Source organism: Listeria sp. PSOL-1 (assembly GCF_902806445.1).
Lineage (GTDB): Bacteria > Bacillota > Bacilli > Lactobacillales > Listeriaceae > Listeria.
Map to the genome: position 1 here is coordinate 466,155 of NZ_LR760298.1, position 12,234 is coordinate 478,388.

Here is a 12,234-nt window from a genome sequence, read left to right on the forward strand (position 1 = left end):
GTGATAAAGTGGTACGAAAAAAAGCGAATTTACTAGATCAAATTCCTACGTTAAAAGCACATCTAAAGTTAACAACAGAAGAGGGACAAGCTTTCTTACTGGTTCCAAGAAAAAATCCAATTGAAAAATTTGCGATTCGCTTCATGAAGCAACGAGCTACGCGAACAATCAAATTGGATGAAGAAGGAGCTTTAATCCTAAACAGCTTAGATGGCGTAAAAAAAGTAACCGATCTAGAACAAGTTTTTAACGAACACTTTGGTAATGAAGATGATATGAGCCTTGCTCGTTTAGTACGTTTTTTACAAATTGTTGACTCTTACGGTTGGCTAGAGTGGAAAAAAACATAAATAAAAAGCACAAACTTCTATTTTAAAAATGGAAGTTTGTGCATTTTTTAAATTTCTGGCTTGTTATTATAATTTTTAAAAGCAGCTTCTTGAGTAAATAAAAGCGGTTTTGTACCAAGTCTTTTTAAGAGATCACGTACGCGGTTTTTATCTTGGCTTAACGTTTCAGTTAAAGCCTCATGATAACTAGGTAAATGAGCAATTAGATAATGATTCTGGCTCGTTGTTTTTGCAAAATGATTAGGATGGCGGAGCAAACATTTAAGTTCACTTTGCTTAAGATGAGGTGTATCTATTGGAACAATTAAAAACGAGGAGAAGGAACTCGCTTGTTGGATAACGCTATAAAGTCCAGCTAAAGGGCCAAAAGCAGTCATGCTCTCAAGATCAACAATGACGTGGATGGTAGGGTCATTTTGAAAAAATTGCTGAAAAAAAGCGAATTGGTTTTGATTAACTGACAAAAAGATCGTTTTACAAAATGGTTTTAATTTTGAGATCATTTTTTCAGCCCAGAGTTTGCCATCTTGTCCATGATACATCGCTTTATCCTCACCAAACCTCCTTGAAAGTCCGCCAGCAAGAACAACCCCTGCGACATTAAGCTTTTCCAATTTGACCATCCTTTATCATTAAAATATCATTTGTCATTTTTTCAGCTTCAAAACGGTAATGCGTAACAAAGATAACGGGAATGCGAAAATCAGCAGCCATCTGGCCAACTAAATTCATACATATTTCGCGTGTTTCCTCATCTAAGCCGTTAAAAGGTTCATCAAGTAAAAGTAAATTAGGCTCAGTGATCATCGCTCGTGCCATAGCTACGCGCTGTTTTTCGCCACCGGACAGCTTTTGAATAGAAGAATACAGCAAATGTGATATTTTCAAGTAATCACTAATGTGGCGTACATTTTTATCGATATCTGCCTTAGCTATTTTTTGAACGCGTAATCCAAAGGCAATGTTATGATATACGTTCATATTGGGGAAAAGGGCTAAATTTTGAAAAAGATAGCCTACTTTTCTTTCTGAAGTAGGCAAATGAAGTGAAAGCGATCCATCATTCCAAACTTTATTAGTAAATTCGATTTTTCCAGAATCAATGCGTTTTAAGCCACTAACACATTGGAATAACGTCGATTTCCCAACACCGCTTGCTCCCATGATTGCCGTGATTGGTGAGGTGAAAGTATAGTTCACTTTTAGATCATGAAAAGGCATTTTTTTCGTGAAATTTAAGTTTAAAGTCATTTAGGCTACATTCCCCTCATTAAATTTCGTTGCCGGATTGTAAGGATATGAATGAGTAAAAGGGCAATAATACCAATTAAACCATTCAAAATCCCTAAATAAAATGCGACCTTGATATCGCCCTGCTGAACCATAAAATAAATGCTTGAAGCGATGGTATCTGTCTTCCCTTCAATATAGCCAGCAACCATTAAGCTTGCTCCAAATTCGCCCATTGCACGGCAAAAACTAAGCAGAATCCCAGCTAAAATAGGTTGCCAACAGTTAGGTAAAATCACCTTGATAAAAATTTGTCTTGAACTAGCGGATAACGTTTCAGCAGCCCAAATGAGTTCGTGATCAATCGATAGAAATGCAGCTTTTAAGCCTTGGTACATGATCGGTAAAATAATAATGGTTGTAGCAACGGTAGCGCCTGCTAAAGAAAAGATAAAACTAAAATCAAATGTCTCCCAAATAAAACTTCCAAACCACTGATTTTTCCCAAGAATAGCAAGTAAGATGAAGCCAACAACAGTAGGCGGTAAGACCAGAGGGAGTAAAATAATAATTTCAATAGGTAACTGTAATGTAGACTTTTTTCGAGCAAAATAATAGCTTACAGGTAACATCAGTAAAAAAGAAAAAAATGTAGATAAGATCGCTACAATAAGCGAGTGTAAAACAGGGATGAACATAGCCTAAGCGCCTCCAAATTAAGTAAAAAACTAGGGAGATTCCCTATATTTATTTTCAAAACCACCTTGTAAACAGCCAAATTAGCTCTTGCACTAGTTTAAAAAGGCTTACACTTATATTAGAACAGGGCTAGCATAAATTGTCAATATTAAGTAGAATAGAAAAGAAGAATAAAAGAGGAGGCTTTACAATGAAAAAGTTAGCATTGTCTGGTTTGTTAGTATTAATTGTCCTTTTATCAGCATGTTCTGGTGCAAAAGAAGCTGATAAAAAGGCAAATAAGCCAACTGAAATACACATTTCAGTGGCAGCGAGTTTAAAGGAAGCAGTCGATGATATTAAGCCACAATTTGAAAAGGAACACCCTAATATTAAGGTGACTTTTGACTTTGGTGGCTCTGGTCAAATTAGAGAGCGTGTAGAAAGCGGAGCGCCAATTGATGGTGTGCTTTTTGCTAGCGCACAAGATATGGATAAGCTAACTAAGAAAAACAAAGCAGAAGACAAACAACAATTTGCTAAAAATACATTGGTTTTAATTGAGCCAAAAGACGCTGAACAGAAAAAAGAGCAAGATTTAAAAGCAAGCTTAGAAAGTTACAATAAGCTGGCAATTGGTGATCCAAATTCTGTACCAGCTGGGAAATACGCACAGGAAACACTTCAAAATTTAAAAATTGAAGATCAAGTAAAAAGTAAACTTGTACTAGGCTCAGATGTGCGTCAAGTCTTAGCTTACGTTGCTTCTGGAAATGCTCCGGCTGGTTTCGTTTACCAAACCGATGCGCTAATTTCTAAAAAAGTAAAAGTTACTGCGAAAATACCCGAAAATTTACATTCACCAATTGGTTACTATTCAGGTGTTGTTACCGACTCAAAAAATAAAAAAGCAGTTCAAACCTTTATGAAAACACTTGTTGATAAAGAAGCTCAAAATACCCTTAAAAAATACGGTTTCCAAGCAGTAAAATGATTCAAGCTGTTTCCTGTTTTTTTAGTGAATTTTCCTGTATATTGATGTTAATTGCTTAAATGAAGAGAGGATGCTTGGGAGAATGATTGAAAGAAGAAAGACCGTTTCGTTTGAAGAAGCACAAGAACTGCTTTTAAGAAGGATAAAACAGGTTGATTCAGAAAAAATAGCTTTAGAATTTGCGAGTGGAAGAGTTTTAGCCAAGCCCATTTTCGCGCCTTACTCCTATCCGAACTTCAGAAGAGCTGGTTATGATGGCTATGCAATTTGCGAAGAAGATGATGGGAATTATCCGATTACATTAAAAGTTGTCGCTGAAGTCCCTTGTGGTGAAACGTATGATCTTTTTTTAAAAAAAGGTGAAACAGTTCGCATTATGACTGGCGCCAAAGTCCCCGAGAATACAAGTAAAATCATCATGCTAGAACAATCAAGAGAGCAAGAAGAGGGGACAATTACTTTAATTAATACACAAAAAAATAGCAATATTACAGAGGTAGGGGCAGAATTTGAAAAAGGTGATCTTTTACTCGACCGCTTTGAAGTATTAAACGCAGGAGCATTAAGTTTGTGTGCTGCTTTTGGAATTACGGAGTTAGAAGTTTATCAAAAACCACGTGTAGCGATTTTTTCCACTGGAAGTGAACTCGTTACACCTGGTGCCCCACTCCCAGATGGGAAAATTTATAATAGCAATCAAGTTTTACTAGAAACGCTTGTCGTTGAGCATGGAGGTATTGTGACCTACCAAGAACAACTACCCGATGACTATGCGTTGACTTTACGCCGTTTAGAAAAAGTGGCGAAAGAAGTTGATATGATCATTACAACTGGTGGCGTTTCTGTAGGCGACTTTGATTTTATGGCAAAAATCGCAAAAGAAGAAGCAGATGAACTTTTATTTAATAAAGTTAGGATGCGCCCTGGTAGCCCAACAACGGCGATTTTATTTAAAGAAAAGCCAGTCATTGCTTTGTCAGGAAATCCAGGTGCATGCTTTATTGGTTTTTATTTGTTTGTTGAAAAAGCTTTAAAAAGTTTCGTAGGGAAAAATTCGTCGCTTTTGAAAGTGAAAATGATCATGGCAAGTGATTACTTAAAAAACAATGGTTTTGATCGCTTCTTGCGCGCAACTTATAAACAAGTAGATGGTATTTATCAAGTCAAGCCAGTTGGAAGTGATGCTTCAAGTTCGCTTGGAAATTTACAAAAAGCCACTTGCTTGGTTAAAATTCCATATGGTAAAGTAGGTAAAACAAGAGGGGAAGATGTAGACGCATGGCTGTTATTATCCAAGTGATAGGCTTTAAAAACAGCGGAAAGACGACATTTATAAATCAGCTAATCCATGAATTTAAGCAGGAGTCTTATACTGTGGCTGCATTAAAACATGATTATCATGACTTTAACATCGATCATGAGGGCACAGACTCATACAGTTTTCATGTAAGTGGTGCTGATGCAGTTTTAATCGCTTCTTCCAGTCATTATGCTTTAATGGAAACCCGAGCTGTTCCATTAAAAGAACTACTCAATAAATTACCCAAAACAGATATTGTTTTAATTGAAGGATATAAAGAAGCCCCATTTCCTAAAGTTGTATTAGTTAATAGCGAAGCAGACTATTTGGAACTGAAGGCAAAAGTTACAACCCCTCTTTATTTTGCCTCAAGATATTCATTAAATAAAAAAGAAATTATCAACATTGCTGAAACGTCTCAAAAAGTAGCATTAGCAAAAAAAATTGTCAAGGAGTTTTCACGATGATCCACGTTGAATTAACAACATCAGAAATTAAGATAGAGCCGCTTTATCAAAAATTAATTGACCCGAAGTTTGGTGGAATGAATGTTTTTTGTGGGACGATTCGCGAATGGACAGGTGACGTGCAGACAAAGCGTATACGCTATACTGCTTATGAAGCGATGGCTCTTTCTGAACTAGAAAAAATGGCTAATGAGGTAGCAGATAAATATCAAGCTAATGTAGTCATTGTTCACCGCCTTGGGTTGTTGAATCTTACGGATATTGCTGTTTTTATTGGTGTTGCAACAGGACATCGAGCAGAAAGTTATGAAGCCTCGCGCTCTATTATTGAGAGCTTGAAAGAAAAAGTGCCAATTTGGAAAGAAGAATTTGATACGGATAAAATAAGATGGGGTGGCATAAGAGATGACAACAATTAAATTTTTTGCTTTTTTGCCAGAAAAGATTGGTAAGCAAGAAGTTAACTTAAATTTAGCTGGGTGTAATACAGTTGGCGAAGTACGTGATCTAATCAGTCGAGAATTCCCTGAAATCGCCATTGATCTAGCAAAATGTATGATTGCTGTTGATATGGAATTTAAACAAGATAGTGATGTATTGGATCACCCAAGTGAAATAGCTGTCATTCCACCAGTGAGCGGTGGTTAAACTTTAAAAGACGGAGGGAAAAATGGATAAGCTGACCCACTTTAATCAAGAAAATCGAGCACAAATGGTTGATGTCACAAAAAAAGATGAAACAAATCGAAAAGCAATAGCTAGTAGCGTGATTAAAATGAAAAGTGAAACCCTAAAACGCATCACTGAAGGTCGAGTTGAAAAAGGAGATGTACTTGCCGTTGCTCAAGTTGCTGGGATTATGGCTGCTAAAAAAACGAGTGAACTTATCCCGATGTGCCATCCATTGATGACAACAAAAGCTGATATTTCTTTTTCTGACAATGGCATAGATACAATCATCGTTCAAAGCGAAGTCGTAACCGTTGGCAAAACCGGCGTTGAAATGGAAGCTCTCACTGCTGTTACAGTAGCTGCTTTAACGATTTATGATATGTGTAAAGCCATGGATAAAGGCATGATCATTGAGAAGACGTATTTAATCGAAAAAACAGGTGGCAAAAGCGGCACATTTCGTGCCGAATAAAAATTTGGCCATTTGGGGAGGTAAACATTATGCAAGAATTAAATGATCGTTTCGGAAGGCGTCATGATTATATTCGAATTTCTGTTACAGATCGCTGCAATTTACGCTGTGTTTATTGTATGCCAGAAGAAGGCTTAAAATTTTTACCACATGAAAAAGTACTTTCAAGCACAGAAATTATTGACTTTATGAAAATTATGGTTCAGTTTGGTATAAAAAAAGTGCGGATTACAGGCGGTGAACCTCTTCTTAGAACGGATATCGTTGAGATTATTGCTGGGATTAGCGCTATACCTGAAGTGGAGGATATTGCTATCACTACAAATGCAATGTATTTGGCAAAAAAAGCAAAAGCATTGAAAGAAGCAGGTTTAACACGTGTTAATATCAGTTTGGATTCACTTCAAGCTGACCGATTCAAGGAAATAACACGCGGCGGCAGACTTCAAAAAGTGATTGAAGGCATTAATAAAGCAGAGGAAATTGGCTTTTTTCCTATTAAATTAAATGTCGTCTTAATTAAAGGACAAAATGACGATGAAATCCTTAATTTTCTTAAGTTTACTCAGGATAAAGAGATCAATATTCGTTTTATTGAATATATGCCAATTGGGCAATCTGGAGATAGTTGGAAAGAAAAATACCTTTCGCTTGAAACCATTTTTGATGTATGTAAAAAAGCAGGATTATCTTATGAGCCGGTGGATACAATTTCTGGAAATGGTCCGTCCGAAAATTTCCGTTTAAACCGTGCCAAAGGGACATTTGGCTTAATTCATCCCGTAAGTTCTCATTTTTGTGATCGCTGCAATCGGTTACGCTTAACAGCAGATGGTTATATTAAGGCGTGTCTTTATTGGGATGAAGAATTAAATATTAGACCCTTTATTAAAGAGCCAGAAAAGTTGATAGCAATTGTTCAAGAAGCCATTGATACAAAGCCTGAAAATCATGAAATGGCTCTTAAACTTCAAGGTGAAGAAACAAGCCATAAACCAACTTGGCGCCGAATGAGCCAAATTGGTGGTTAAAGATGAATATAAACGAAATATACCGATAACAAACGTTCACAGTTGCAGGTTTTGATCGTTTGCGTTATATGCTCTGTTTCCGGCTGCTATCAAGACCTGCAAATCCAAACATGTCGTTCTCAAGATGTGGCATTAAATCTATTTATGCCGTTCAAAGTAAACATGAGGGAGCTCAGGCAAAATTAACCGTTCCATTGCAGTTGAACAAGCATTTTTTGAACCAGGTAAACAAAAAAGCAATACATTTTCTGCAGTAAATCCAGCAAAGGCTCGTGAAAGGATGGCGCGACTCCCAATTTCGTTAAAACTCAACATCCGGAAAATTTCGCCAAATCCTGGAATTTCCTGTTGTATTTGGTCTTTTAAAGCTTCATAGGTCACATCACGCCTAGCAATCCCTGTACCGCCATTTGTAATTAAACAAAAAACACCTTTGTCTTTTAATTGTGTCAAACCGGTATGAATTTCCCTTAGCTCATCTTTAACGACAATGCGTGCTAGACAAGTATGTCCTGCATTTTTTAATTTCTGTTCAATTAGCGCTCCACTTTGGTCAGTTACTAGATCGCGTGTATCACTAATCGTCAAAACACCACATTGAACCGAGGTAAATGTTTGAACTTCCAAAGCAAGACCTCCCTAATTAAAAAAATGTTGATATATTTTCTTTGCTTGCAGTAAGTCAGACGTCCCGTGAAGATATACACGTCCATTCTTAAAAATAGAAAATTGATAATTTTGGTAAGAAAAAGTAAGGATAAAAGGATTTTCCGTAAATAGGATTTGTTCCTTATTTAGTAATCGCTTAATTTCCTTAAAATCTGCTTCTGCTCCTTCTTGCAACCTAAACTGAACCGTATCACGACCACAAAGTGAAGTAGGTTGGTCAAAAAAATTAATGGCTCTTTTTTTTCGATTAAGCCCACAACTAGGACAATCGGAACGCTTCAGTACATTCAGTTTTTGAAATGTCATTTGCCAATTATCAAGCTGATAATAAAGATTGTATTTGAATGAAGGATCAATCAGCATCCGCATAAGAAGCGAAACTTGGAATCCAGCAAGAATAGGGATTAATGCACCGTTTACGCCAATAATATCACAACTTGCTTCATTGGTTTGAGGCGTTTCACCAATCAAACAAGTCAGACAAGCTGATTTGTTGGGTAAAATTGGCATCACATTAGCAAAATTTCCCGCACAAGAAGTGAAAACCCAAGGAATCTCAAATTCGAGGCAGAAGTCATTTAACATCCTTCGCGTAGAAAAATTATCTGTGCAATCAAGCACTGCAGTAACTTCATTTTTTAGAAGTGACAATGTTTCCATCGTGGCTTCATCAACAATAGCAGTAATGGCAATCTCGTGATTTATTTCTTGTAAATGTTCTTTAGCGGCATAGGCTTTTGGCAATTTCATAGCGACATCAGCTTCTGTAAATAACGATTGTCTTTGCAAGTTGGAGAGCTCAACAAAATCGCGATCAATTAAAATTAGTTTATGAACACCCATTCTTGCTAAAATTTCAGCAGCATAAGAACCAGTGGCCCCCACGCCAACAATAAGGATCGTTGCTTGCGCTAATTTTTCCTGACCAGCTAGGCCAATTTCTTTTACGCGTATTTGTCTATCGTAGCGGTTCATTATCTTTCCTCCATCGTTAACTTAAAACATCGACATCTGGTGGCAAATGGTTCGGATTTTCTTTGTTAATGTGGTCATAGAACATAATGCCATTAATGTGATCAATTTCGTGCTGGACAACGATTGCTGGGTAATCACGAAGTTTAAACTTAAGTGGTGTACCATTTTCATCAAACGCTTCAATTGTTATCCGCTCATTTCGGATGACATATCCGGGGACTTCACGATCTACAGACAAGCAACCTTCACCACCTGCAAGGCAAGCTTCTTGTACAGAATAGCTGCGGATTTTAGGGTTATATAGCACGTGGCTGTAGGTTTTGTCATTTTCGTCTTGCAGATGAATCGCGATTATTCGTTTAGAAACACCAAGCTGCGGTGCTGCAAGACCAACGCCGCCACGAAGTCCATATTTTTTAGCTAATTCTTCATCTTGGCTATTTTTTAAAAATGCAAGCATCTCATGCCCGAGTTTTTTTTCTTCGTCTGAAAGCGGAAAGGTAACTGGTTCAGCAATTTCACGTAACACGGGGTTACCTTCGCGAACAATATCTTTCATAAGGATCATTCATTAATCTCTCCTGTTCATCTTGACTTATTTCTTATTCTAACAAAAAGTATTAAAAAAAGGAATGGATTGATTTTTATTCATCAAGTCTTCTTATTCCAACTTTATTTTAAAAAATAACAATAGAATAAAAACGAACTTAACAATAGGAGCGGCTTTAATTGTTCGTTAAATTATCGATGTAAAAATAATAGTAGTTTGTGAATTCACAAACTAAATTGACGTAATGATAGGGGTTTCAATATAAATGAGATAACTTGCGGTTTGTAATATTATATAACAGATTCATTAGAATAAGCTGATTTATAATACAGAGAAAGAAACCGAATAATATTGATATTTCAACGTTTGTAAGCGCGGGAGTATTTAAGTTCATTGTATTGACTTCATTCAAAGCATAGTGTAAATTTAAAGAAGGAGATTAGTGTATTAGTTCAAATGAAATCCTTTTAAAACAGTTTTTCTCTATAAATAAAACGCATGTTGATTGGTGTTTGTGAAACAATCTGCTAAATACATTTTTTCACAGATGGATGATGTTTTCCATCGCTTTGTTATGGGAAAATGATAAAAGTCTGATCATTTAGAGGCATCTAAATAAAGGAACATTAATACGCAATCAAAATTATCTAGCAAAATAAATGCTTACGTATTTATTTTAACCGCTAAATTGACGAATGAAAGGAAGAGATTCTAAAATGGCTTCTAAAACAAAGAAGGCAGTTATTGATGAAAAAAAACAGTTTGACGCGATCGCCAAACAATTTGAAATGGTACAAATCCTAAATGAAAAAGGGGAAATTGTAAGCCCAAGTATTATGCCTGATTTAACAGACGAAGAACTTGTTGAATTAATGACGCGTATGGTTTGGACACGTGTGCTTGATCAACGTTCGATTTCTTTAAATCGTCAAGGAAGACTCGGATTTTATGCACCTACTGCTGGTCAAGAAGCTTCTCAACTAGCAACTGAGTATGCACTTAAAAAAGAAGATTATATTCTTCCTGGCTATCGTGATGTGCCACAACTTATTTGGCATGGTTTGCCACTTACAAAGGCATTCTTATTCTCTCGTGGCCATTTTGCTGGAAATCAGTATCCAGAAGATTTAAAGGCGTTGCCACCACAAATTATTATCGGCGCACAAATTGTTCAAGCAGCTGGTGTTGCACTTGGACTTAAGAAACGTAAAAAAGATGCTGTTGTTATCACTTATACAGGTGATGGTGGCTCCTCTCAAGGTGATTTCTATGAAGGAATGAACTTTGCCGGCGCTTACCGTGCTCCTGCTATTTTTGTTGTCCAAAATAATATGTTTGCTATTTCAACACCACGCGAAAAACAAACAGCTGCTGTAACGCTTGCGCAAAAAGCTGTAGCAGCAGGGATTCCTGGTGTTCAAGTTGACGGTATGGATCCTCTAGCTGTTTATGCAGTAACAAAATTTGCTCGCGATCGTGCTGTACGTGGTGAAGGCCCAACATTAATTGAAACAATGACTTATCGTTACGGACCACATACGCTTTCCGGTGATGATCCAACCCGTTACCGTACAAAAGAACTTGACGGTGAATGGGAGCTTAAAGATCCAATTGTTCGTTTCCGTGCTTTCTTAGAAGGTAAAGGCCTTTGGAATAAAGAAAAAGAAAATGAAGTGATCGAACGTGCAAAAGAAGAAATTAAACAAGCTATTAAAGAAGTAGATGCCACACCAAAACAAAAAGTATCTGATCTTCTTAAAAATATGTATGAAGTGCCAACAAACAACATAAAAGAACAATTGGCAATTTATGAAGCGAAGGAGTCGAAATAATCATGGCGCAAAAAACAATGATTCAAGCGATTACAGATGCGCTTGCAGATGAACTAAAAATTGACGAAAACGTCTTGGTTTTTGGTGAAGACGTAGGTAAAAATGGCGGAGTTTTCCGTGCTACTGAAGGACTTCAAGATGAATTTGGTGAGGAGCGCGTGTTTGATACACCTCTTGCAGAATCTGGTATTGGTGGCCTTGCTATTGGCTTTGCGCTTGAAGGTTTTCGTCCAGTTGCTGAGATTCAATTTTTCGGTTTTGTTTTTGAAGTCATGGACTCAGTTGTTGGGCAAATGGCACGTATGCGTTACCGGACAGGCGGCACACGTACAGCACCAATAACTGTTCGCGCTCCGTTTGGTGGCGGTGTTCATACACCAGAGCTTCACGCTGATAATTTAGAAGGTTTGATGGCTCAATCACCAGGTCTAAAAGTGGTTATCCCATCTACACCTTATGACGCAAAAGGCCTATTAATTTCAGCTATCCGTGATAATGATCCTGTTATTTTCTTAGAACACATGAAGCTTTATCGTTCATTTCGTGAAGAAGTGCCAGAAGGTGAATACACAGTTGAAATTGGTAAGGCAGCTGTTAGACGCGAAGGCACTGATGTAACCATTATTGCTTATGGTGCAATGGTTCAAGAATCAGTAAAAGCAGCAGAAGCACTTGAAAAAGAAAATATCTCTGCTGAAATTATTGATTTACGTACAATTAGCCCACTTGATACAGATACAATCATTGCTTCTGTTAAGAAAACGAATCGTGTAGTCGTTGTACAAGAAGCACAGAAACAAGGCGGAGTTGCAGCAAACGTCATTGCAGAAATCAATGATCGTGCAATTCTCTCTTTAGAAGCGCCTGTTATGCGTGTTACGGCGCCGGATAGCGTTTTCCCATTCTCTCAAGCGGAAACGGTATGGCTTCCAAATCACAATGACATTATCGAATGTGTAAAAGAAGTAGTAGCATTCTAGATTTTTTGTTTGGCTCGTGACATTCGGGTCAAAT

General features: G+C 37.2%; 16 protein-coding genes. 10 read left to right on the top strand and 6 right to left on the bottom strand.

Annotation, left to right across the window (positions count from 1 at the left end; all coding sequences use genetic code 11):
• Positions 1-8 precede the first annotated feature (8 nt).
• Positions 9-350: a PqqD family peptide modification chaperone gene (locus G6Q10_RS02300; RefSeq protein ID WP_163652446.1), complete on the top strand. Its 342-nt coding sequence runs from the start codon at positions 9-11 to the stop codon at positions 348-350.
• A 47-nt stretch (positions 351-397) separates the two neighbouring features.
• On the opposite strand, the gene G6Q10_RS02305 is transcribed toward G6Q10_RS02300, so the two are convergent.
• The 3 genes from G6Q10_RS02305 to G6Q10_RS02315 are packed head-to-tail and all read right to left on the bottom strand — an operon-like array spanning position 398 to position 2,278.
• A complete protein-coding gene (locus G6Q10_RS02305) occupies positions 398-964 on the bottom strand; it encodes a molybdenum cofactor guanylyltransferase (RefSeq protein ID WP_163652448.1) in 567 nt (188 codons plus the stop codon).
• On the bottom strand, positions 951-1,601 hold the full coding sequence (locus tag G6Q10_RS02310; protein WP_163652450.1) for an ATP-binding cassette domain-containing protein: 651 nt from the start codon (positions 1,599-1,601) through the stop codon (positions 951-953). The genes G6Q10_RS02305 and G6Q10_RS02310 overlap by 14 nt, the downstream gene beginning before the upstream one ends.
• Before the next feature lie 5 nt (positions 1,602-1,606).
• Positions 1,607-2,278, bottom strand: coding sequence for a molybdate ABC transporter permease subunit (locus G6Q10_RS02315; RefSeq protein ID WP_163652452.1), 672 nt, complete (start codon positions 2,276-2,278; stop codon positions 1,607-1,609).
• Between the two features lie 191 nt (positions 2,279-2,469).
• Here G6Q10_RS02315 and modA point away from each other — a divergent pair, with 191 nt between their 5' ends.
• From modA to moaA, 7 genes are all read left to right on the top strand, one after another.
• Complete coding sequence (gene modA, locus G6Q10_RS02320) at positions 2,470-3,252, top strand: molybdate ABC transporter substrate-binding protein (protein WP_163652453.1); 783 nt, start codon at positions 2,470-2,472, stop codon at positions 3,250-3,252.
• Between the two features lie 82 nt (positions 3,253-3,334).
• Positions 3,335-4,552 (top strand): molybdopterin molybdotransferase MoeA, encoded by a 1,218-nt coding sequence (locus G6Q10_RS02325; RefSeq protein ID WP_163652454.1) that lies wholly within the window; start codon positions 3,335-3,337, stop codon positions 4,550-4,552.
• On the top strand, positions 4,531-5,019 hold the full coding sequence (gene mobB / locus G6Q10_RS02330) for a molybdopterin-guanine dinucleotide biosynthesis protein B (protein WP_163652455.1): 489 nt from the start codon (positions 4,531-4,533) through the stop codon (positions 5,017-5,019). Before G6Q10_RS02325 ends, mobB begins: the two co-directional genes overlap by 22 nt.
• Positions 5,016-5,438: a molybdenum cofactor biosynthesis protein MoaE gene (locus G6Q10_RS02335; protein ID WP_163652456.1), complete on the top strand. Its 423-nt coding sequence runs from the start codon at positions 5,016-5,018 to the stop codon at positions 5,436-5,438. Before mobB ends, G6Q10_RS02335 begins: the two co-directional genes overlap by 4 nt.
• Positions 5,425-5,667 carry a molybdopterin converting factor subunit 1 gene (moaD, locus tag G6Q10_RS02340; protein ID WP_163652457.1) on the top strand — a complete coding sequence of 81 codons (243 nt, stop codon included), beginning with the start codon at positions 5,425-5,427 and terminating at the stop codon, positions 5,665-5,667. Before G6Q10_RS02335 ends, moaD begins: the two co-directional genes overlap by 14 nt.
• A gap of 22 nt (positions 5,668-5,689) precedes the next feature.
• Positions 5,690-6,163, top strand: a complete 474-nt coding sequence (gene moaC, locus G6Q10_RS02345; RefSeq protein WP_163652458.1) for a cyclic pyranopterin monophosphate synthase MoaC — start codon at positions 5,690-5,692, stop codon at positions 6,161-6,163.
• A 29-nt stretch (positions 6,164-6,192) separates the two neighbouring features.
• Positions 6,193-7,194 (top strand): GTP 3',8-cyclase MoaA, encoded by a 1,002-nt coding sequence (moaA, locus tag G6Q10_RS02350; protein WP_163652460.1) that lies wholly within the window; start codon positions 6,193-6,195, stop codon positions 7,192-7,194.
• 138 nt (positions 7,195-7,332) lie between these two features.
• Here moaA and G6Q10_RS02355 read toward each other — a convergent pair whose 3' ends face one another.
• Genes G6Q10_RS02355 through def form a run of 3 tightly spaced genes read right to left on the bottom strand, consistent with a single transcriptional unit; the run spans position 7,333 to position 9,406 of the window.
• A complete protein-coding gene (locus tag G6Q10_RS02355) occupies positions 7,333-7,821 on the bottom strand; it encodes a MogA/MoaB family molybdenum cofactor biosynthesis protein (RefSeq protein ID WP_163652461.1) in 489 nt (162 codons plus the stop codon).
• Positions 7,822-7,833: 12 nt separating this feature from the next.
• Entirely contained in the window at positions 7,834-8,838 is a 1,005-nt protein-coding gene (locus G6Q10_RS02360) for a ThiF family adenylyltransferase (protein WP_163652462.1), read from the bottom strand.
• A 16-nt stretch (positions 8,839-8,854) separates the two neighbouring features.
• Complete coding sequence (gene def, locus G6Q10_RS02365; protein WP_163652463.1) at positions 8,855-9,406, bottom strand: peptide deformylase; 552 nt, start codon at positions 9,404-9,406, stop codon at positions 8,855-8,857.
• A 698-nt stretch (positions 9,407-10,104) separates the two neighbouring features.
• Between def and pdhA the strand changes: the two genes are divergently transcribed.
• A complete protein-coding gene (pdhA, locus tag G6Q10_RS02370; RefSeq protein WP_163652464.1) occupies positions 10,105-11,220 on the top strand; it encodes a pyruvate dehydrogenase (acetyl-transferring) E1 component subunit alpha in 1,116 nt (371 codons plus the stop codon).
• 2 nt (positions 11,221-11,222) lie between these two features.
• Complete coding sequence (locus G6Q10_RS02375; protein ID WP_163652465.1) at positions 11,223-12,200, top strand: alpha-ketoacid dehydrogenase subunit beta; 978 nt, start codon at positions 11,223-11,225, stop codon at positions 12,198-12,200.
• Positions 12,201-12,234 lie beyond the last annotated feature (34 nt).

Bases quoted from the DNA above. Each gene is read 5' to 3' on its own strand.
- moaD (WP_163652457.1), top strand. From the start codon at position 5,425: ATGACAACAATTAAATTTTTTGCTTTTTTGCCAGAAAAGATTGGTAAG.
- pdhA (WP_163652464.1), top strand. From the start codon at position 10,105: ATGGCTTCTAAAACAAAGAAGGCAGTTATTGATGAAAAAAAACAGTTT.
- G6Q10_RS02325 (WP_163652454.1), top strand. From the start codon at position 3,335: ATGATTGAAAGAAGAAAGACCGTTTCGTTTGAAGAAGCACAAGAACTG.
- moaC (WP_163652458.1), top strand. From the start codon at position 5,690: ATGGATAAGCTGACCCACTTTAATCAAGAAAATCGAGCACAAATGGTT.
- moaA (WP_163652460.1), top strand. From the start codon at position 6,193: ATGCAAGAATTAAATGATCGTTTCGGAAGGCGTCATGATTATATTCGA.
- G6Q10_RS02375 (WP_163652465.1), top strand. From the start codon at position 11,223: ATGGCGCAAAAAACAATGATTCAAGCGATTACAGATGCGCTTGCAGAT.
- modA (WP_163652453.1), top strand. From the start codon at position 2,470: ATGAAAAAGTTAGCATTGTCTGGTTTGTTAGTATTAATTGTCCTTTTA.
- G6Q10_RS02360 (WP_163652462.1), bottom strand. From the start codon at position 8,838: ATGAACCGCTACGATAGACAAATACGCGTAAAAGAAATTGGCCTAGCT.
- G6Q10_RS02335 (WP_163652456.1), top strand. From the start codon at position 5,016: ATGATCCACGTTGAATTAACAACATCAGAAATTAAGATAGAGCCGCTT.
- G6Q10_RS02315 (WP_163652452.1), bottom strand. From the start codon at position 2,278: ATGTTCATCCCTGTTTTACACTCGCTTATTGTAGCGATCTTATCTACA.
- G6Q10_RS02310 (WP_163652450.1), bottom strand. From the start codon at position 1,601: ATGACTTTAAACTTAAATTTCACGAAAAAAATGCCTTTTCATGATCTA.
- mobB (WP_163652455.1), top strand. From the start codon at position 4,531: ATGGCTGTTATTATCCAAGTGATAGGCTTTAAAAACAGCGGAAAGACG.
- def (WP_163652463.1), bottom strand. From the start codon at position 9,406: ATGATCCTTATGAAAGATATTGTTCGCGAAGGTAACCCCGTGTTACGT.